Source organism: Nocardioides psychrotolerans, assembly GCF_900113685.1.
Classification (GTDB): domain Bacteria; phylum Actinomycetota; class Actinomycetes; order Propionibacteriales; family Nocardioidaceae; genus Nocardioides; species Nocardioides psychrotolerans.
Genome location: NZ_FOQG01000011.1, coordinates 126,795 through 146,013, shown reverse-complemented (window position 1 = coordinate 146,013; position 19,219 = coordinate 126,795). Strand labels below are relative to the sequence as shown.

The 19,219-nt window shown below is 70.5% G+C and carries 17 protein-coding genes; 6 read left to right on the top strand and 11 right to left on the bottom strand.

Annotated features, from left to right (window positions below; translation table 11 throughout):
- Positions 1 to 36 precede the first annotated feature (36 nt).
- From BM204_RS14325 to BM204_RS14315, 3 genes are all read left to right on the top strand, one after another.
- Positions 37 to 849 carry a glycerophosphodiester phosphodiesterase family protein gene (locus tag BM204_RS14325; protein ID WP_091114611.1) on the top strand — a complete coding sequence of 271 codons (813 nt, stop codon included), beginning with the start codon at positions 37 to 39 and terminating at the stop codon, positions 847 to 849.
- Positions 846 to 2,201 carry an MFS transporter gene (locus BM204_RS14320; protein WP_091114610.1) on the top strand — a complete coding sequence of 452 codons (1,356 nt, stop codon included), beginning with the start codon at positions 846 to 848 and terminating at the stop codon, positions 2,199 to 2,201. The genes BM204_RS14325 and BM204_RS14320 overlap by 4 nt, the downstream gene beginning before the upstream one ends.
- Before the next feature lie 201 nt (positions 2,202 to 2,402).
- Entirely contained in the window at positions 2,403 to 2,792 is a 390-nt protein-coding gene (locus tag BM204_RS14315; protein ID WP_091114607.1) for an RNA polymerase-binding protein RbpA, read from the top strand.
- Between the two features lie 84 nt (positions 2,793 to 2,876).
- Here the strand turns inward: BM204_RS14315 and BM204_RS14310 are convergent, their stop codons facing one another.
- The 8 genes from BM204_RS14310 to kdd form a co-directional block, all read right to left on the bottom strand.
- The gene (locus BM204_RS14310) at positions 2,877 to 3,431 is read right to left on the bottom strand and encodes an FxsA family protein (RefSeq protein WP_091114604.1); all 555 of its coding nucleotides are present in this window, start codon (positions 3,429 to 3,431) and stop codon (positions 2,877 to 2,879) included.
- Positions 3,428 to 4,195, bottom strand: coding sequence for a polyprenol monophosphomannose synthase (locus BM204_RS14305; RefSeq protein WP_091114602.1), 768 nt, complete (start codon positions 4,193 to 4,195; stop codon positions 3,428 to 3,430). The genes BM204_RS14310 and BM204_RS14305 overlap by 4 nt, the downstream gene beginning before the upstream one ends.
- Positions 4,192 to 5,730: an apolipoprotein N-acyltransferase gene (gene lnt / locus BM204_RS14300; protein WP_246166243.1), complete on the bottom strand. Its 1,539-nt coding sequence runs from the start codon at positions 5,728 to 5,730 to the stop codon at positions 4,192 to 4,194. The genes BM204_RS14305 and lnt overlap by 4 nt, the downstream gene beginning before the upstream one ends.
- A 425-nt stretch (positions 5,731 to 6,155) precedes the next feature.
- Positions 6,156 to 6,551: a 3-aminobutyryl-CoA ammonia lyase gene (gene kal / locus BM204_RS14295; RefSeq protein ID WP_091114596.1), complete on the bottom strand. Its 396-nt coding sequence runs from the start codon at positions 6,549 to 6,551 to the stop codon at positions 6,156 to 6,158.
- A gap of 1 nt (position 6,552) precedes the next feature.
- Entirely contained in the window at positions 6,553 to 7,341 is a 789-nt protein-coding gene (kamE, locus tag BM204_RS14290) for a lysine 5,6-aminomutase subunit beta (protein WP_091114594.1), read from the bottom strand.
- Positions 7,341 to 8,912: a lysine 5,6-aminomutase subunit alpha gene (kamD, locus tag BM204_RS14285; protein ID WP_091114591.1), complete on the bottom strand. Its 1,572-nt coding sequence runs from the start codon at positions 8,910 to 8,912 to the stop codon at positions 7,341 to 7,343. The genes kamE and kamD overlap by 1 nt, the downstream gene beginning before the upstream one ends.
- The gene (locus tag BM204_RS14280) at positions 8,909 to 10,525 is read right to left on the bottom strand and encodes an amidohydrolase (protein ID WP_091114590.1); all 1,617 of its coding nucleotides are present in this window, start codon (positions 10,523 to 10,525) and stop codon (positions 8,909 to 8,911) included. The genes kamD and BM204_RS14280 overlap by 4 nt, the downstream gene beginning before the upstream one ends.
- Positions 10,525 to 11,601 carry an L-erythro-3,5-diaminohexanoate dehydrogenase gene (gene kdd / locus BM204_RS14275; RefSeq protein ID WP_091114587.1) on the bottom strand — a complete coding sequence of 359 codons (1,077 nt, stop codon included), beginning with the start codon at positions 11,599 to 11,601 and terminating at the stop codon, positions 10,525 to 10,527. Before kdd ends, BM204_RS14280 begins: the two co-directional genes overlap by 1 nt.
- A gap of 161 nt (positions 11,602 to 11,762) precedes the next feature.
- On the opposite strand from kdd, the gene BM204_RS14270 reads away from it, so the two are divergent.
- Entirely contained in the window at positions 11,763 to 13,238 is a 1,476-nt protein-coding gene (locus BM204_RS14270) for a KamA family radical SAM protein (RefSeq protein WP_091114585.1), read from the top strand.
- Between the two features lie 10 nt (positions 13,239 to 13,248).
- On the opposite strand, the gene BM204_RS14265 is transcribed toward BM204_RS14270, so the two are convergent.
- Positions 13,249 to 13,704 (bottom strand): Lrp/AsnC family transcriptional regulator, encoded by a 456-nt coding sequence (locus tag BM204_RS14265; protein ID WP_170259159.1) that lies wholly within the window; start codon positions 13,702 to 13,704, stop codon positions 13,249 to 13,251.
- A 95-nt stretch (positions 13,705 to 13,799) separates the two neighbouring features.
- On the opposite strand from BM204_RS14265, the gene BM204_RS14260 reads away from it, so the two are divergent.
- Positions 13,800 to 14,702, top strand: coding sequence for a 5'-3' exonuclease (locus tag BM204_RS14260; protein ID WP_091114668.1), 903 nt, complete (start codon positions 13,800 to 13,802; stop codon positions 14,700 to 14,702).
- A gap of 24 nt (positions 14,703 to 14,726) precedes the next feature.
- A complete protein-coding gene (locus BM204_RS14255; protein WP_091114581.1) occupies positions 14,727 to 15,386 on the top strand; it encodes an SDR family oxidoreductase in 660 nt (219 codons plus the stop codon).
- 118 nt (positions 15,387 to 15,504) lie between these two features.
- Here BM204_RS14255 and BM204_RS14250 read toward each other — a convergent pair whose 3' ends face one another.
- Both BM204_RS14250 and BM204_RS14245 read right to left on the bottom strand, forming a co-directional pair.
- Positions 15,505 to 18,309, bottom strand: coding sequence for a DEAD/DEAH box helicase (locus tag BM204_RS14250; RefSeq protein ID WP_091114578.1), 2,805 nt, complete (start codon positions 18,307 to 18,309; stop codon positions 15,505 to 15,507).
- Entirely contained in the window at positions 18,306 to 19,184 is an 879-nt protein-coding gene (locus BM204_RS14245) for a diacylglycerol kinase (RefSeq protein WP_091114576.1), read from the bottom strand. Before BM204_RS14245 ends, BM204_RS14250 begins: the two co-directional genes overlap by 4 nt.
- Between the last annotated feature and the right edge of the window lie 35 nt (positions 19,185 to 19,219).

Here is a 19,219-nt window from a genome sequence, read left to right as displayed (position 1 = left end):
GCCCCCAAACCCCTCGTGTGGGTGAATACTGCATCCGTGACGTCGCCGAGGACCGGATTCCCCTACCTCGACGAGGTCAGGAAGCAACCGGGGTCGGTGCTCGCGTTCGCGCACCGCGGCGGGGTCTACCACCCCGACATCGAGGGTCTCGAGAACACGATGTCCGCCTTCCGCCACGCCGTCGACCTCGGCTACGACTACCTCGAGACCGACGTCCACGCCACCCGCGACGGGGTCCTGCTCGCCTTCCACGACCGGGTCCTCGACCGCGTCACCGACCGGACCGGCGAGATCGCCTCCGCGTCGTACGCCGAGGTGCGCGACGCGCTGGTCGGCGGACGGGAGCGGGTCCCCACCCTGGCCGAGCTCTTCGAGGAGTTCCCGCGGGCTCGCTTCAACATCGACCTCAAGTCCGACGGTGCGGTCGCCCCGCTGGCCGACTTCATCACCGCCAGGGGCGCCGAGGACCGGGTCCTGGTCGGGTCGTTCTCCCGCAGCCGGCTGCATCGCTTCCGGGAGCTCACCGCCGGCCTGGTGCCGACGTCGGCCCACCCCCTCGAAGCGGCGGCGTTCCGGCTCCTGCCGAGCGGGTGGCTGGCCGACCTGCTGACCCATGGGCGCGTCGCCGCCCTCCAGATCCCCCACCGGCGTGGCCGGTGGGTCATCGCCACACCCGGTCTCGTGCGGCGCGCCCATGCGGCGGGCAAGCACGTGCACGTGTGGACGATCGACCACCCGGACGAGATGAGGGAGCTTCTCGACCGGGGCGTCGACGGCCTGTTCACGGACCGCACCGATGTGCTGAAGACCGTGCTCGAGGAGCGCGGGCAATGGAGGGAGACAGCATGACGACACAGACACCCGGGGTCGCTGACCTGGGACCGCTCAACCGGGCCAAGGAGCAGAAGGCCTGGTACTACTACGACTGGGCCAACAGCGCGTTCTCGACCACGATCGCCGGCGTGCTCTTCGCGCCCTACCTGATCGCGATCGCGAAGGAGGCCGCCGTCGATGACCGGATCTCGGTCCTCGGGCTCTCCGTCGCGCCGGGTGCACTGCCTTCCTTCATCATCACCGCCTCCACGCTCCTCTCGGCCGTGCTGCTGCCGCTGCTGGGAGCCGTCGCCGACCGGACCGAGCGCAAGAAGGACATGCTCGCCGGCTTCGCATGGGCCGGCGCTCTCGCCGCCTCCTTGTTGTTCTTCGTCACCGGTGACAACTGGCAGCTCGGCGCCATCTCCTTCATCGTCGCCAACATCTGCTTCGGTGCCTCCGCGGTCTTCAACGACGCGTTGCTCTGCCTGATCTCCACCGAGGAGGAGCGCGATCACGTGTCCTCGCGCGGGTGGGCCTACGGCTACGCCGGCGGTGGCATCCTGCTCGCGATCAACTTCGTGATGGTCAGCTTCCACGACAGCCTCGGCATGAGCGAGGGCTTCGCCGTGCGCCTGAGCATGCTCTCGGCCGCCCTCTGGTGGGCCGGCTTCACGTTGATCCCCTACCTCGGCATCCGCAACCACCCGGTCGCCGCCCTCGAGCCGGTCAGCGGCGGCATCGTCTCGCGCAGCTTCGGCCAGCTCTGGGCGACGCTCAAGGACATGCGCAACTATCCCGTCGCGCTGACCTTCCTGGTCGCCTACCTGTTCTTCAACGACGGCATCCAGACCGTCATCGCGTCCGCGTCGATCTACGGCGTCGAGGAGCTGGGCTTCGCGACGGGCACCGTGCTGGCGACGTACCTGCTCGTGCAGGCGGTCGCCGTCGCCGGAGCGCTCGGCTTCGGCCGCGCCGCGGCCCGCTACGGCGCCAAACCGGTCATCCTGGTCGGGCTGGTGATCTGGATGGCCATCGTGACGGTCGCGCTGTTCCTCCCCGAGGGACAGCTGGTGCCGTTCCTGGTGCTCGGCGTGGCCATCGGCGTGGTCCTCGGCGGCACCCAGGCGCTGGCCCGCTCCTACTTCTCGCTACTGATCCCGCGCGGCAAGGAGGCGGAGTACTTCAGCTTCTACCATGCGATGGACCGCGGGACCTCGTGGTTCGGGACGCTCGTCTTCGGGCTGGTCTACCAGCTCAGTGGTTCCTACCGGCCGGCCATCTTCGCCCTGATCTTCTTCTTCGTCGTGGGCGGCGCGCTGCTGCTCAAGGTCGACACCAGGCGTGGCATCGAGCAGGCCGGCAACGCCGTGCCCCGCTCGGTCTGAGGCGACCGGCCCGTCCGCACCGTGGCACCCGCGTTGACATACCCAGGGAATGTGTCGTAATTGCAGGAATCTTGGCCGGTGTCGCTAACGTTGAGTTCCACGAGGTGCTCCTGACAACATCCCGCGTGTCGACACCACGAAACACGGGTACAGGACACCTCAGGAACATCCACGGGGGAAATTAACGTCTGGAGGTGCCTCATGGCGGAGCGCACATTGCGTGGCGCACGACTCGGAGGCCAGAGCTTCGAGGACGAGCGCGGCATCGAGTTCGCCGCTCGTCAGCAGGTCGGTTACCGGTGCTCGCAAGGGCACGAGTTCGAGATCACCATGTCGATCGAGGCGGACATCCCCGCGCTGTGGGAGTGCCCGCGCTGCGGCGCCGAGGGCCTGAGCACGGCCGGCATCAAGCCGATCGAGAAGGCAGGGAAGCCCGCGCGCACCCACTGGGACATGCTGCTCGAGCGTCGCTCGGAGAAGGAGCTCGAGGACATCCTCAAGGAGCGCCTCGAGCTGCTGCGCGGCGGCCAGATCGGTCCGGCCCACCTGCACCGGGCCAACGCCAAGAGGCGCAAGGCCGCCTCGGCCTGACCCAGCTCGAGCATCACTGACACCTCTCGCCCCGATCCGGTCCGCCGGGTCGGGGCGAGTGTCATGTACGCCCACGCCGTGGGGTCAGCGCGGCGGGTCTTCGATGACGTCGCCGCGCACGATCGGGCCGTCGCCAGGGCCGCCGGCGCCACCGGGCCGACCGGGCCCGCGCATGGCGCCGCCGGTCGCGGTCATCACCACCCGACGGGTGACGAAGCCGGTCAGCATCCCGCGGAAGATCGGCCGGGTGACCGGCAGGATCAGCAGGATCCCGAGGGCGTCGGTGACGAAGCCGGGGCTGAGCATCAAGGTGCCGCCGATCAGGATCAGCGCCCCGTCGGCCAGCTCCCGCGCCGGCATCCGGCCGCTGCCGATCGCGGCGTTCAGCGCCTTCCACGCCCGGGCGCCCTCACGACGGATCAACCACCCGCCGATGATGGAGTCGATGATCAGCAGCAGGATCGTCCACCACGGACCGATGACCTGCCCGACCTGGATCAGGACATAGATCTCGGCCAGTGGCACGACGATCAGCAGCAGGACGACCAGCCAGCCGAGGCGGCCCCGGCGGCGTCGGCCCGAGGCCGGACCGGCTGCTGAGGCGGAGGGGCCGGAGGGGTCGGGGAAGGGTCGACTCATCGACTGCGGTCCCGCCGACGGGCCAGGGCGCGACGCGCCTGCTCGCGGCGTTCGCGCAGGCCCCACTCGGTGATCCGCTTCAGCGACTCGCTGGCAACGTCGGGGGTCATCTTCGAGTCGCCCCGGACCCGCTCGACGAACTCGATCGGCACCTCACGCACGGTGAGTCCTGCGTGGAGGGTGCGCGCAACCAGGTCGGTCTGGAACACGTAGCCGGTCGAGCGCACGAGGTCGAGGTCGACCTTCTCGAGGGTGTGGCGACGGAAGAGCCGGAAGCCGGCGGTCGCGTCCTTGACGCTGATGCCGAGCAGCAGCCGCACGTAGAGGTTGCCACCGCGAGACAGCAGCCGGCGTGACAACGGCCAGTTGACCACCGAGCCACCGGGCACCCAGCGCGCGCCGATCACGAGGTCGGCACCGGCGAGGGCCTCGATCAGACGTCCCAGCTGCTCGGGCTGGTGGGAGCCGTCGGCGTCCATCTCGCCGATGACGTCGTAGCCCTCGGCGAGCGCCCAGCGGAAGCCGGCGAGGTAGGCCGCCCCGAGGCCTTCCTTGGTGGTGCGATGCAGGACCCGGACCTGGGGATCGGCACCGGCGAGCCCGTCGGCGATGTGCCCGGTGCCGTCGGGTGACCCGTCGTCGACCACCAGCACGTCGACCCCAGGCTGAGCGCGGCGCAGCCGCTCCACGATCCACGCGAGGTTGTCGGCCTCGTTGTAGGTCGGGACGATCATGACGATGCGTCCGACCTCGTCGACGCTCATGGCAGGACCTCGTCCTCAGGGTTCTCGTCCAGAACCCCTCCCGGCGCCGGACTGTGTCGTGATCGACGATACGCGAGGAGCCCCAGCAGCAGGCCGACTCCGGTGAGGACGGCAGATGAACGTCCCACCCACGGTCCGAGACGTACGGCGAGCGTGATGTCGCTCGACAGGCCCACCTGCTCCACGAGCACGGCCTGCGTGCGCGGGTCGGCGGTGGCGACGACCTCACCCTCCGGCGAGATCACCCCGGAGATGCCGTTGGGCGACGCCACGACCAGCCACCGCCCCGCCTCGATGGCCCGAAGCCGGGTCATCGCGAACTGCTGGTCGATCTGGTCGGTGAAGATGAAGCTGGCGTTGCTGGTCTGCACGGTGAGCAGCTCGGCGCCCCGGCTGACCTGGTCGTAGAGGCCGTCGTCGTAGGCGATGTCGAAGCAGATCGCGTCGGCCACGCTGATGCCCGCGATCTCGAGCGGTGTCTTCCGGCTGCCGCTAAGCATGTCGCGCGGGATCAGCGCCAGCTTGCCGAAGGTCCCGTCGAGGTAGTCGCGCAGCGGGATGTACTCGCCGTAGGGCACCGGGTGCCGCTTGGTGTAACGCTCCCCCGCACCCGTCACCGGGTCCCAGACGATGCCCTGGTTGAGCACGTGGTCGGGGCCGGCGTCGACGATCGCCCCGACCAGGATCGGGACCCCGATGGCAGCGGAGGCCGACCGGATGCCGGCGTTGACCGCAGCGTTGCCGAAGGGGTCGCTGGCCGTGGAGTTCTCCGGCCAGAGCACGAAGTCGACCTCGGGCTGGGCCCCCGCCGCGATCTGGTCGGCGAGGTCGATGGTCGCCTGGACATGGTTGTCCGTGACCTGCTGGGAGTCGAAGAGGATGTTGTCGGCCGGGCCCGGGAGGTTGCCCTGGACGGCGGCCACGGTGGCCTGCCCGGTCTCCTCGACGTCGTACGGCGTGAGGGCCGGCAGGAGGGTCAGGGCGAGGACCGCGACGCTCGCTCCCCCGGCCACGCGCTGCTCGCGGCCGCGGGCGACGACCACCCAGGCGAGGAGCGAGCTCACCAGCGCCACGAGCAGGCTGACGCCGACAGAGCCGACGTAGGGCAGGGCGGGGGCGGCCGGGGTGTCGACGACGCCGAAGGCGAGGCGTCCCCACGGCATCCCGCTGAAGGGCCAGCCGCTGCGCACGACCTCCATCGTCACCCAGGCGGGAGCCATCCACAGAGCCCAGAGGCGACGCCGGTGCAGGGCGGCAGTGACCGAGCCGAGGACGGCGTAGAACAGCGACTCGATGGTGGCCAGCGCGACCCAGGCGTCCGGGCCGATCGAGTCACGCATCCACGAGATGTGGGTGAAGTAGAACGCCACCCCGAACCCGAGACCGGGAATCCAGGCCGACCGGGCCCGCAGCCCCCGGGTCGAGAGGAAGAAGGCCGCCACCGCGAAGGGCATCACGATGGGCAGGGCGAGGGGTTCGAAGGCCAGCGAGAGCGTCAGCCCCGCGACCAGCGCGAGGGACGTCCGCAGGAGCACACGGTGAAAACTACCGGGTCGACCGACATCGGGCGCACCGGCGACCCGTGGCGGGTGTTCGGCAGTTCCGGAAGGGCCCCGGGCCCCTTCGGCCATCCAAGCAACGACGGGCTGCCGAGGCCTGCGAAGTTGTCTAGAGGGCGAGGGGCCCTTCCGGGTCGCTCTCGTAGAGGCGCACCCACCTCCGCGAACCACGTCGGACAGGTGATTGGCGCCTTCACCCTCCGACCCGGCCACTCGGACGTCGGTACGCCGGCCACGATCTGCGTGAGCAGACGGCCCACAGTTTCCTGAGGGAGGCGGAGTGTCAACCGGTCGCTGACCTGCACGAACACACGTCGTCGCAGGTCAGCGCGATGGCTGCGCACGCGGAAAAGTTCAATAAATTTTGCGGCCGGTCGGCGTGTCGTCGGCGCCACGCCGGATCAGGGAACGACGACCGTACCGGTCGCCGTCGTCGCGACGATCGGGTCGGTCAGGACCTGCGCCGCACCCGGGTTCTCGGGAGTCGCGGCACCTCGGGCGACGACCAGCACGGCGAAGTCCATCAGGCGCGAGCGGGTGCCGGCGCGGGTGAGCTCGCAGGTGATCTCGAGGATGTCGCCGGCACGCACGGGAGCGCGGAACTGCACGTCGTTGTAGGAGGCGAAGAGTCCCTCGTCGCCGTCGGTGAGGATGCACATCTCGGTGGCCACGTCGCCGAAGAGGCCCAGGCTGTAGGCGCCGTCCACCAGGTTGCCGGCGTAGTGGGCGTGGGAGTAGGGCACGTAGCGGCGGTGGACGACGCGGGTGCCGACGGGCGCCGTCGAGGGGGCGGTCATGTCAGGAGGCCTTCGTGTCGGGAGCGGGGGGTGTGGTGGGCGCGAGCTGGTGGACGATGTAGGAAGCGACCTCGCCGGGCGTCGTGCCGCGGCTGAAGACCCGGTCGACGCCGAGCTCTCCGGCCATCGACTCGTCGAAGCGGGGCCCACCGACGATGAGCAACGGCGTACGGCCCGAGGGGTAGGACTCGCGGAAGGCCGCAGACATCTCGCGAGTGTTGAGCAGGTGTGCGTCGCGCTGGGTGACGACCTGCGAGACCAGGACGGCGTCGGCCTTCTCGGCCCGGGCGCGCTCGACGAGCTCGGGCACGGAGACCTGGGCGCCGAGGTTGACCACCTTGAGCTCGCGGTAGTACTCCAGGCCCTTCTCGCCGGCGAACCCCTTGATGTTGAGGATCGCGTCGATGCCGACGGTGTGGGCGTCGGAGCCGATGCAGGCGCCGACGACCGTGAGGCGCCGACGCAGCGACCGCTTGATCGCCGCGTTGGCCTCCTTGGGCGTCAGCAACGGGTAGTCGCGCTCGACGACCACGACCTTGCTGGGATCGACGAGGTGGTTGACGCGGCCGTAGACGACGAAGAACGTGAAGTCCGGTCCCATCGGCTTGGCGTGCACGACCAGCGCCGGGTCCATGCCCATCTTGTTGGCCAGCTGCGCCGCCGCACCCTCCGCGACCTTGGAGTGGGTCATCGGCAGCGTGAAGCTCAGCTGCACCATCCCGTCGCCGGTGGTGTCACCGTAGGGCCGGATGATGTGCCCCGCCTCGCTGGTCCCGGTGGCCTCGTCCATCACTTCTCCTCCAGCAGCTCTGTCGCGGGGTTGTAGTAGATGCTCGACTTCTTCGCCACGCCCTCGAGGCCTCGACCGGCGTCGGCGGGTCGCTTCATCAGCCCGAACGTGCCGTCTGCGATGGCGTCGAGCAGGCCGTTGTCGTGCTCGACGATCTTTTCGAGGAGCTCGATCGACTCCCCCAGCACCTGGCGGGCGCGCTGGGCGATGAAGCCGTCGGGGGTGGGCCGGAAGTCCTCGTGCAGCGAGCCTGCGGCGTTCATGACGTAGCGGACGTTCTGCAGGGCCAGGTCCCGGTCGGAGAGCCACGGGGTGACCACGGCCTCGGTCATCATCCCCACCAGCAGGATGCTCTGGCCGGTCAACGCCCCGACGAGGTTGAAGAAGCCGTCGAGGAGGTAGCCGCGGAAGACGTCACCGGTCATGTGCCGCGTGGGCGGCATCCACTTGAGCGGCGCATTCGGGAAGAGGTCGCGCGCCAGCATCGCGTGGGCCAGCTCGAGGCGGAAGGAGTCGGGCACCTCGGGGTCGATCTCGAACGCGTGACCCAGGCCGAGCTGCCAGTCCTCGAGCCCGGCCTCCTTGGCGAAGAACTCGTTGAGCAGCTGGCTGGTCGTGACGGTGTGAGCGGCCTCGACGGCGTCGGCGGTGGTGAGGTAGTTGTCCTCGCCGGTGTTGATGATGATCCCCGCGCGGGCGTGCACCTGGCGGCTGAAGCGCTGGTCGACGAAGGTGCGGATCGGGTTGATGTCGCGGAAGAGGATCCCGTACATCGAGTCGTTGAGCATCATGTCGAGGCGCTGCATGCCGGCCAGCGCCGCGATCTCGGGCATGCAGAGCCCGGAGGCGTAGTTGGTGAGCCGGATGTAGCGGCCCAGCTCCTTGCTCGACTCGTCGAGCGCGGCCCGCATCAGCCGGAAGTTCTCCTGGGTGGCGTAGGTGCCCGCGAAGCCCTCGCGCGTTGCCCCCTCGGGCACGTAGTCGAGCAGGCTCTGGCCCGTGGAGCGGATCACCGCGATCACGTCGGCGCCCTCACGGGCCGCCTGCTGGGCCTGCGGGATGTCCTCGTAGATGTCGCCGGTGGCGACGATCAGGTAGATCCAGGGCTTGCGCGGCGCGTTGCCGTGGCGCTTGATCAGCCGCTCCCGCTCAGCGCGCCGCTTGTCCATGATCGTGATGCCGCGGCCGACCTGCTTGCGCGAGGCGGCGCGGGCCCGGGTGGCGTCCCTGCCCTCGGGCAGCCGGAACGTGACCGAGCCGGCCGAGGCCTTCTGGGCCAGCGTCGTCAGGTCGCCTTGACTGCCGGCCTCGCCCCGCAGGAGCGCGTCCCAGACGGGCAGCGCCACGCCGTGCTCGAGGCCGGTGTCGGCGCGCACGACGTCCATCAGCCGGTTGACCCACGGCGTGCCCTCGGCGTCGGCGCCCTCGAGACCGGCCAGACGCAGGGTGGCCCGCTCGACGGCGACCGTGGTGTGCTTCTTCGCCGTCGTCACGATCGGACGACCGACCTTGCGGGCCAGTGCCCTGGCCTGCTTGACGGTCGCCGGGTCCAGGTCGAGCTTGCCGGTCATGAGACCTCCTCGTGGTCGGTGTCGGGATCGGTGTCGCTGGTGTGGATCGTCACGCCGGCGGCGAGCAGCCGGCGCAGGCTCGGGAGCGGTGCTCCCGGGGACAGGTCGGGCAGCGCGCTGGTCAGCTGGTCCGGGGTGCTCGGGGCGTAGCCGCCCGGGACGTCCCAGACGGCGAGGTCGGCGCGCGCGCCCTGCCCCAGGTGGCCGCCGAGGTCGTCGTGGGCAGCGAAGGCGCCGCCGCGGGTGTGGGCGCGGAACGCGAACATGGGAGGGAGTCGCTGACCCTCGTGATGGTGGTGCACCGCGGCCCTGATCGCCGCCCAGGGGCCGAGGGCGGTGACCGGCGAGTCGGAGCCGAACGCCAGCCTGACCGGGGCCATCTCCAGGTCGAGGAACGGGTTGGTGTCGCGCCAGCGCTCGCCGAGCCGGGCGGCGTACATGCCCTCGGGGCCACCCCAGAGCCCGTCGAACATGGGCTGGACGCTGGCGACGACCTCGAGGCGCGACAACACCTGGATCACCGCGGGAGACGGCATCTCGACGTGCTCGAGGCGGTGGCGGGCGTGACGCAGAGCGTCGCCGCCGATGGCCTCCTCGGCGCGCGCGAACCCCTCCCCGATCGCGTCGAGGGCGGCGTCGCCGATGCAGTGGAAGCCCGCCTGGAGCCCCGCACCGGTGCAGGCGACGACGTGGTCACGGACCTGCTCGGCGGTGACGTAGGCGTGCCCGCAGGTGTCGTGGCGGTCGTCGTAGGGCGAGGACAACGCGGCGGTGCGCGAGCCGAAGGCGCCGTCGGCGACCAGGTCGCCGGCCAGGCCCGCGACGCCGAGGCGGCGGGCGCTGTCGACGGCCATGAGCTCGCCCCAGTAGACGGTGGCGCGCAGACCGGTCTCGGCGGCGGCCTGACGCACGACCTCGATCTCGTGCTCCGGGCCGATGTGCGGCGCGGCGTTCTCGTGGAAACCGACGATGCCCTGGGCAGCCATGGCACGGCAGGCGGTACGGGCGGCGGCGAGCCGCTCGTCGGGACCGATGAGGCCCTCGAGGACGTTGCGCACCGCGTGGTGGGCGTCGCGCTCGACGCGGCCGTCGGGGGTCCAACCGGTGAGCTGCTCGAGGCCGGGCACCAGGGTGGCGAGGCCCGGGGAGATCACGGCGGAGTGGCTGTCGACCCGGGTCAGGTAGGCACGGCGGCCCGGCGCCGCGCGCTCGAGCTCGTCGCCGGTGGGCGGTCGCGGCTCGGGCCAGCCGGTCTCGTCCCAGCCCTGGCCGACGAGCACGCTGGCGTCGTCGTGGGTGCGCGCGTGGTGGGCCAGGGCGTCGAGGACGGCGGTCCGGGAGGCAACACCGGTGAGGTCCAGGCCGGAGATGGCCAGGCCGGTGCGCACGGTGTGGACGTGGCTGTCGACGAAGGCCGGGGCGACGAGGGCACCCTCGAGGTCGATGATCTCGGGCGCTCCGTGACCGGATCCCGCGAAGGAGTCTGCGAGCTGCTCGTCGCCGACCGAGACGATGTGACCGTCCTCGACGGCGATGCTGGTGGCGGGCACGCTCGGACGGCCCCCGAGGACGAGTCCGTTGCGCAGGACCAGCCGCTGAGGTGCGTCGCCCATCAGGCGTCCAGGTGCGTCAGGCGGCGCTCGAAGAGCCCGCGGACCCCGTCGTTGCCGCGCAGCAGGTCCATCGCGTAGGCGGCGTGGCCGGGCACGTAGCCGTTGCCGACGAGCATCCGCACGTCCGCGGCCAGTCCTTCGGCGCCGAGGGCCGCGCCGGAGAACGAGGTGGCCATCGAGAAGAAGATGACCGTGCCGCGGTCGGCCGTGGCGAGCACGGCGCCGCCCTCGCAACCGGGGACGTCGACGCAGACGACCGTGACGTCGGCGGGACCGCCGGCAGCGGTGACGGCGTCACGCAGGGCGATCGGGTCGCGGGCGTCGGCGACCACGACCTGGTCGGCGAGCCCCGCGACGCTGAGCAGGTCGGCCTCCTGCTGGTGCGGCACGATCCCGATCGTGCGACCGGCGCCGGCGTCACGGGCCGCCGCCAGGCTCAACGACCCTGACTTGCCGGCACCACCGACCACGGCGACGACGACGTCGCTGCGTCCCGTGCCGACGTACTCCCCGACGACGCGGGCGGTGAGCGCCGGTGCGCCGCACACGTCCATGACCGAGAGGCTGAGCCCGGTGGGGAGGTCGTCGGGGATCACGGCGGCGATGGAGCGGCCGAAGAGGATCGCGTAGCCGTCGCACGGCACCTGCTCGTCACGGCCGTCCCAGCGGGCGAGCCCGTCCTGGATGACCAGCGGGGTCAGGGTGAGGGAGACCAGCGTGGTGACGTGGTCGCCGACGGCGAGGCCGAGGGCGGACTCGGGCCCGACCTCCTCGACCGTGCCGACCAGCATGCCGCCGGAACCGGTCTCGGGGTTCTGCATCTTGCCGCGGGTGGCGACGATGTCGAGGACAGCACGTCGCACGGCGTCGCCGTCGGGAGTGCCGTCGGGCGCGGTGTGCGTGCGCTCGAGCTGACGGAACGACGCGGCGTCGAGGTTGAGTCGCTCGACGCGGATCCGGACCTCGTCGGGCCACAGCTCGCGACGGGTGTCGAGGCGCTGGGCCGCCTGGGGCAGCACGACCCCCTCGTCGAGGACCCGGTGGAGGCCGGTCGGATCGCCGTTGCGGGCAGTCATGGCAGGTCGTCCTTCGTTGCTATCTGTGTTTGGCAGGAAATAGTTCGGCGTGGTGATGTGCGCGCCGGACGATCTGCGCGTAGTCTCGCATCGCGAGCTGATCGGGCACAACCGACGCGCCGCACGTCCCCACGGCCCTACTCCCGCACCCAGGAGCGACCATGAGCATCGAGACCCCGATCTCACCCATCTTCGATCAGGCGACCCAGGAGTTGGGACAGCCCTATCCATACTCCCGCGTCGAGCTCGTCGAGCCTGACTGGACCCGCTTCCCCGGGTGGAGGGACATCACCGCCGAGGAGTGGGCCTCGGTGCAGTGGCAACGGGCGCACTGCGTCAAGAACGTGCGTCAGCTGCGCGAGCTGATGGGCGACCTCTTGGACGAGCGCTTCTACCTCGACCTCGAGCGCGACCAGGCCGAGCGGGCGACCATGTCGATGCTGGTGCCGCCGCAGATGATGAACACGATGGTGCCGCGCGCTGCTGTTGGTGGGGCCGGATCGCTGACCGAGGCGTTCTTCGCCGACCCGGTGCGCCACTACATGCTCCCGGTGTTCAGCGACCGTCGCACCGACTGGTCCTCGCACCCCCACGCCACCCGCGACTCGTTGCACGAGCACGACATGTGGGTCGCCGAGGGCCTCACCCACCGCTACCCCACCAAGGTGCTGGCCGAGCTGCTGCCGACATGCCCGCAGTACTGCGGGCACTGCACCCGCATGGACCTCGTCGGCAACTCCACCCCGGTCATCGAGAAGCTCAAGTTCACCGCCAAGCCCACCGACCGGCTCAGCGACATGATGACCTACCTGCGCGCCAACCCCTCGGTGCGCGACGTGGTCGTCTCCGGCGGCGACGTGGCCAACATGCCGTGGCCCCGCCTCGAGGCCTTCCTGATGTCGCTGCTCGAGATCGACAACATCCGCGACGTCCGGCTGGCCACCAAGGCCCTGATCGGGTTGCCGCAGCACTGGCTCCAGGACGAGGTGCTCGCCGGGATGTCCCGCGTCGCCGGTGTCGCCCGGACCCGCGGCGTCTCGATCGCGGTGCACACCCACACCAACCATGCCAACTCGGTGACGCCCCTGGTCGCCGACGCGACCCGGGCCCTGCTCGACACCGGGATCCGCGACGTCCGCAACCAGGGGGTGCTGCTCAACGGCGTCAACGCCGACCCGCACACGCTCCTCGACCTCTGCTTCGCGCTGCTCGACGGCGCGCAGATCATGCCCTACTACTTCTACATGTGCGACATGATCCCGTTCTCGGAGCACTGGCGGGTCTCGGTCGCCGACGCCCAGCGGCTCCAGCACCACATCATGGGCTACCTGCCCGGCTTCGCCACCCCGCGCATCGTCTGCGACGTGCCGTTCGTCGGCAAGCGCTGGGTGCACCAGCTCGCCTCCTACGACGAGGTCCGCGGCATCTCCTACTGGACGAAGAACTACCGCACCTCCATCGAGGCCACCTCGTCCGACGCCTTCTCGAAGACCTACGAGTACTACGACCCCATCCACACCCTCCCCGCCGAGGGCCAGGCGTGGTGGGCCGAGCACGCCGACCTCGACACCTCTGCCCTCAAGGCAGCCGAGGTCGCCGAGGCGTCCCGGCGCATGGCCGCCCTCCAGGCCTACTGACCGACCTGGGTCACTCCCCGGTGATGGGGCGACTCTCGTAGGGCGTGGACAGCACGATCGTGGTCCGGGTGGAGACGTTCGCAGCTGCGCGGACGCGCGCCAGCAGGTTCTCCAGATCGGCCGGCGTGGGCACGCGGATCTTCAGGATGTAGGACTCCTCGCCGGCCACCGACCAGCACGACTCGATCTCTGGGATGTCGCGGAGCCGCTCGGGGGAGTCGTCCGGCTGCGAGGGGTCGATCGGACGGATCGAGATGAAGGCCGTCAGCGGCAGGCCGATCTCGTCGTGGTTGATCATCGCGCCGTAGCCGAGGATCAGCCCACGCTGCTCGAGCCGCTTGACGCGCTGGTGAACGGCCGAGGTCGACAACCCGGTCGCCTTGCCGAGGTCGGTGAAGGACATCCGTCCGTCCCGGGCCAGCAGCTCGAGGATCTTGCGGTCGGTCGTCTCAAGCTCTGTCGCCACGCGCGACAGGGTAGCCCCACGAGCGTGGCAGGATGCGCGACGTGACCGACCCGAAGACCAAAAACGATGAGACCACCAGCGAGCCCGGGCGCCTGATGCTGCTGGACACGGCCTCGATGTACTTCCGGGCCTTCTTCGGCGTGCCCGAGATCACCGGCCCCGACGGCACCCCCGTCAACGCGGTCCGAGGCCTCATGGACTTCATCTCCCGCCTGGTCGACGACTACGAGCCCACGCACCTGGTGTGCTGCTGGGACAACGACTGGAGACCGCAGTGGCGCGTCGACCTGATCCCGACGTACAAGACCCACCGCGTCGTCGAGGAGGTCGCGGCCGCTCCTGACGTCGAGGAGGTCCCGGACCCGCTGCAGGTCCAGGTCCCGATCATCCTCGAGGTCCTCGACGCGTTCGGGATCACCGTCATCGGCGCCGACGGCTATGAGGCCGACGACGTGATCGGCACGCTGGCCACCGGCGCCGGCCAGCCGGTCGACATCGTGACCGGGGACCGGGACCTCTTCCAGCTCGTCGACGACGAGGTCGACGTGCGCGTCCTCTACATCGCCCGCGGCGTCGGCAGGCACGAGCGGGTGACCAACGACTGGGTGCAGGATAAGTACGCGATCGATGCCCGTCAGTACGCCGACTTCGCCACCCTGCGCGGCGACGCCTCCGACGGGCTGCCGGGGGTCCCCGGGGTCGGGGAGAAGACCGCTGCCACCCTGTTGCAGCGCTTCGGTGACATCGATGGCATCGTCGCTGCCGCCCTCGACCCCGCCAGCGACCTGGGCCCGGGACCACGAGGCAAGATCAAGGCTGCCCTGGACTACCTCGAGGTCGCCCCGACCGTCGTGGCCGTCGCCCGCGAGATCGACCTGGACCGCAGCGACCTGGTCCTCCCCCGGACACCGCGCGATGCGGCCCGTGTCGCCGAGCTGGCCGCGACGTGGGGTCTCGAGAGCCCGACCGAGCGACTCCTGGCTGTCCTGGGACGCTGACCAGGCCGGTCGTACGGTGGAGACATGAGTCGAATCGCAATCGTCGGGGGCCACGGCAAGGTGGCCATGCTCCTCCACTCCTCCCTCGTGGCTCGTGGTCACACACCGGTGGCGCTGGTCCGCACGGAGGACTACCGCGCGGAGCTGGAGGCGCTCGGCGCCGAGGTCGGTCTCCTCGACATCGAGCAGGACGAACCCGCAGCCTTCGCCAGGGCCTTCGCGGGCAGCGACGCGGTCGTCTTCGCCGCCGGCGGCGGCGCCGACGGCAACATCGAGCGCAAGCGCACCGTGGACCTCGAGGGCTCGCTGAAGTCCATCGAGGGAGCCCGGCTGGCCGGCGTCGCCCGCTTCGTCCAGGTCTCCGCGATCGGCGTCGACGCCCCGCTGCCGGCGGACACCTCGGACGTCTGGCGCGCCTACGTCGAGGCGAAGCGCGACGCCGACGCCGCCCTGCGTGACAGCGACCTGGCCTGGACGATCGTGCGGCCCGGCGCCCTGACCGACGACCCGGCCACGGGTCAGGTCGCCCTCGGGCTCGAGGTCGAGCGCGGTGAGGTCGCCCGCGCCGATGTCGCCGACGTCGTCGCCGCGATCCTCGACGACGACCGCACCGTCGGGCAGCAGTGCAACCTGGTCAACGGGTCCGTGCCGGTGGCCGACGCCGTTCGTGCCTTGAGCTCCTGATCGGTGCCTGGACGCTCCGCACGGCCCACGGGACCTGCGGATTGGTCACCAACCGCAACTTTTGGGGCAATTGACCTGCGGTTGGTGACCAAACCGCAGCCCGGGCGTCGGCTGCCGATCACTCCGCGAGGCTCGAGTAGGCGACCACACCTCGCCGCAGCCGCTTGACGACCTCCCGGGCAGTGCGACGCAGAGCAGTGTCACCGGCAGCGTCGGCGACCTGGCCGGCGAGGTCGAGGAGCTGCTTCATCCAGCGCACGAAGTCGCCCGCGGCGAGCTCGGAGGTGCCGAGGACCTCGTCGAGGTCGTCGCCCTCTGCCCAGCGGTAGGCGATCCAGGCGAAGCCGAGGTCGGGCTGGCGCAGGAAGTCGAGCTTGTGCTCGCGCTCGAGCTGGTCGAGCTCGGCCCACAGGTGCACCATCTCGGCGATGACCGGCTTGACGTCGCCGCCCGGCAATCGCGGCGCACTGGCATCGTCGGGACGCCGGGACTCGAAGACCAACGTCGACAGTGCGGCGGCGAGGCCGGCCGGTGACAGGTCGTCCCACAGCCCGCGGCGCAACGACTCGGCAGCCACGAGGTCCATGTCGGAGTAGATCCGGCGCAGGTGCGAGCCGCGCTCGGTGACCTCGTTGCCGTCGAGGTACCCGAGTCGGGTCAGCACGTCGCACACCCGGTCGAACTGGCGTGCCACCGTGTTGGTCCGCTGCTCCACCCGCCGTCGCAGCGTGTCGGAGTCGCGTTGCAGCTTGAAGTGGCGCTCCGCCCAGCGGGCGTGGTCCTCCCGGTCCGAGCAGCCGTGGCACGGGTGGGCCTTCATCGCGGCGCGAAGGGCGGTGATCTCCTGCTCGACGGCCGGCGGCAGCGCCGGCCCGCCGGACCGCGCACCGGCACTCGGCGGCGGGGGCGTCAGGTCGTGGGTCCGCGAGCGCAGCGCGGCGGCGAGGTCGCGGCGCATCTGCGGGTTGCGCCCGTTGAAGCTGCGGGGCATCTTGAGCCGCGTCAGCGCCACGACCGGCGTCGGGAAGTCCATCATCGCCAGCCGGCGGGCCTGGCGGTCGGCCGTGACGACGTAGGGGCGCGGGCCCTCGGGCGAGAATCCGGGGTCGACCACGACCGCGAAGCCCGCGAACTTGCCGGCCGGCACCTGGATCACGTCGCCGATCTTGAGTCCGGCCAGCGACGCCACCGCCTCGTCGCGGCGGTCGGACCGCTTGGCCTTGCTCGCGGTCTTCTCGAGGTCGCTGATCTGCCGCCGGAGCCCGGCGTACTCCATGAAGTCGCCGAGGTGGCAGGTCGCCGACTCGACGTAGCCCGCCAACGCCTCCTCGCTCTTGCGCAGCTGCCGTGCCATCCCCACGACCGCCTTGTCGGCCTGGAACTGGGCGAACGACTGCTCGAGCAGCTCGCGCGAGGTCTCCCGGCCGAACTGGTGCACCAGGTTGACCGCCATGTTGTAGGACGGTCGGAACGACGAGCGCAGCGGATAGGTGCGGGTCGACGCGAGGCCGGCCACCTCCCGGGGGTTCATCCCCGGTTGCCACAGCACGACCCCGTGGCCCTCGACGTCCAGGCCGCGTCGCCCGGCGCGCCCGGTGAGCTGGGTGTACTCCCCCGGGGTGATGTCGGCGTGCGTCTCGCCGTTCCACTTCGACAGCTTCTCGATCACGACGGTGCGGGCCGGCATGTTGATGCCCAGCGCGAGGGTCTCGGTCGCGAAGACGACCTTGCACAGGCCACGGACGTAGAGCTCCTCCACGACCTGCTTGAACGCCGGCAGCATCCCGGCGTGGTGCGCCGCGACGCCGCGGGTGAGCCCGTCGAGGAAGTCGTGGTAGTCCAGGACGTGAAGGTCGTCCTCGGGCAGGTCGCGGCAGCTCTGCTCGACGAACTGGAAGATCTCGTCGCGCTCGGAGGCCGACGTGAGCCGGATGCCGGCGTTGAGGCACTGGGTCACGGCTGCGTCGCACCCCACGCGGCTGAAGATGAACACGATGGCCGGCAGCAGCCCCTCGCGGTCGAGCCGTTCGATCACGTCGGCGCGGCTGGGGATCCACACCCGTCGTCCGTTGCCCACGTCGCGCGCCCCGCTGCTGCGGGGCGTCTTGCCCCGGCCCTTCGGCGTACGACGGTCCTTCATGCGCGAGGACGCCCAGTCGTCGCGGGCGATCTTGGTCAGCTCGTCGTTGACGGGTGCGCCCTCCTTGACGAAGCCCGCAGCGGCGTCGACGTCGCTGGAGGCGAAGAGGTCGAGGAGCCTGCGGCCCACCATCACGTGCTGGTAGAGGGGCACGGGGCGGCGCTCCTCGACGATGGTGTTCGTCTCACCGCGCACGGTCGCCAGCCACTCGCCGAATTCCTCGGCGTTGGACACGGTCGCGGACAGCGACACCACGGAGACCGATTCGGGCAGGTGGATGATCACCTCCTCCCAGACCGCCCCCCGGGCCCGGTCGGCGAGGTAGTGGACCTCGTCCATCACCACGAAGCCTAGGCCCGTCAGGGTCCGGGAGGCGGCGTAGAGCATGTTGCGCAGCACCTCGGTCGTCATCACGACGATCGGGGCCTCCCCGTTGATCGTGTTGTCACCGGTCAGGAGGCCGACCTGGTCGGGCCCGTAACGGGCGACGAGGTCGTGGTACTTCTGGTTGCTCAGTGCCTTGATCGGGGTCGTGTAGAAGCACTTGCGGCCGGTCGCCATCGCCAGGTGGATGGCGAACTCGCCGACGATCGTCTTGCCCGAGCCCGTCGGCGCGGCGACGAGCACGCCGCGTCCCTCCTCGATCTCGCGGCACGCGCGGAGCTGGAAGTCGTCGAGGGGGAAGTCGTAGTGCGCCTGGAAGTCCTTGAGGACCGGGTGGGACCGGGTCCTGCGGAAGTCGGCGTACCGCTGGGCGGGGGTGGTCTCTTCGTCGGTGCTCATGACAGGACGGTCAGTGCTCCTGGAACGCTCTCGATGGTGATCGGCAGGGGGCCGAACCGCTCTCCGTCGGCGTAGCCCACGATCCCGGGGGCGGCGACGGTGACGGTCCGGGCGAGGTGGTGCTCGTACTGGGGGTGGGTGGTGTGGGTGCCGGAGAAGAGTTTGGGATAGGTGCGGATGAGGTCGAGCTTGGTGATCGGCTTGATAATGACGACGTCGAGCAGCCCGTCGTCCATCTTGGCACCCTCGGTGATACGCAGACCTCCGCCGTAGGAGGGTCCGTTGCCGATCGCGACCAGCATCGCGTGCAGTCGGAGCGTCTCGCCGTCCAGGTCGAGGGTGTAGGGCCGGGGCTCGAAGGTGCGCAGCTCGGCGAGCGTGGCCAGGTTGTAGCGCATCTGACCCCGCGGCCAGGTCATGGTGTTGGCGCGCTCGTTGGCGACCGCGTCGAAGCCTGCTGCCATGACGGTCGCGAAGTAGCGTCCGCCGCAGCGCGCGAGGTCCAGGGTGCGGGTGCGGCCGCGGATGACGATGTCCGCTGCCGCGGCGACGTCCTTGAGCGAGATGTCGACGTAGCGAGCGACGTCATTGCCTGTGCCGGCCGGGATGATCCCCAGCGGTGTCCCCGTGGTGGCGACCGCCTGGAGCCCCACGTTGACCATCCCGTCGCCGCCGACGACGACCAGCGCCTCGACGCCGTCCGCCACCGCCTGGTGCGCCAGGTCGAGGGCCTCGTCGGCGTCACGTCCCTGCATCGGGCACACGACGAGCCCCGCCTCCCGCAGCTGCATCTCGGCGAGGGCGCTAAGCCGAGCTCCCTTGCCCTTCCCGGACGTCGGGTTGGTGACGAGCGCGATCACGCGGGTGTCGGCCACCCTGCTGAGCCTAGTGGGCCGTCCCGGCTCCCACG

What these genes read in the sequence shown, in the direction of transcription:
- kamE (WP_091114594.1), bottom strand. Translation starts at nt 7,341, where the DNA reads ATGGACGAGGCCACCGGGACCAGCGAGGCGGGGCACATCATCCGGCCC.
- BM204_RS14250 (WP_091114578.1), bottom strand. Translation starts at nt 18,309, where the DNA reads ATGAGCACCGACGAAGAGACCACCCCCGCCCAGCGGTACGCCGACTTC.
- BM204_RS14315 (WP_091114607.1), top strand. Translation starts at nt 2,403, where the DNA reads ATGGCGGAGCGCACATTGCGTGGCGCACGACTCGGAGGCCAGAGCTTC.
- BM204_RS14305 (WP_091114602.1), bottom strand. Translation starts at nt 4,195, where the DNA reads ATGAGCGTCGACGAGGTCGGACGCATCGTCATGATCGTCCCGACCTAC.
- BM204_RS14310 (WP_091114604.1), bottom strand. Translation starts at nt 3,431, where the DNA reads ATGAGTCGACCCTTCCCCGACCCCTCCGGCCCCTCCGCCTCAGCAGCC.
- kamD (WP_091114591.1), bottom strand. Translation starts at nt 8,912, where the DNA reads ATGACCGGCAAGCTCGACCTGGACCCGGCGACCGTCAAGCAGGCCAGG.
- BM204_RS14255 (WP_091114581.1), top strand. Translation starts at nt 14,727, where the DNA reads ATGAGTCGAATCGCAATCGTCGGGGGCCACGGCAAGGTGGCCATGCTC.
- BM204_RS14260 (WP_091114668.1), top strand. Translation starts at nt 13,800, where the DNA reads ATGCTGCTGGACACGGCCTCGATGTACTTCCGGGCCTTCTTCGGCGTG.
- BM204_RS14320 (WP_091114610.1), top strand. Translation starts at nt 846, where the DNA reads ATGACGACACAGACACCCGGGGTCGCTGACCTGGGACCGCTCAACCGG.
- kdd (WP_091114587.1), bottom strand. Translation starts at nt 11,601, where the DNA reads ATGACTGCCCGCAACGGCGATCCGACCGGCCTCCACCGGGTCCTCGAC.
- BM204_RS14270 (WP_091114585.1), top strand. Translation starts at nt 11,763, where the DNA reads ATGAGCATCGAGACCCCGATCTCACCCATCTTCGATCAGGCGACCCAG.
- BM204_RS14280 (WP_091114590.1), bottom strand. Translation starts at nt 10,525, where the DNA reads ATGGGCGACGCACCTCAGCGGCTGGTCCTGCGCAACGGACTCGTCCTC.
- kal (WP_091114596.1), bottom strand. Translation starts at nt 6,551, where the DNA reads ATGACCGCCCCCTCGACGGCGCCCGTCGGCACCCGCGTCGTCCACCGC.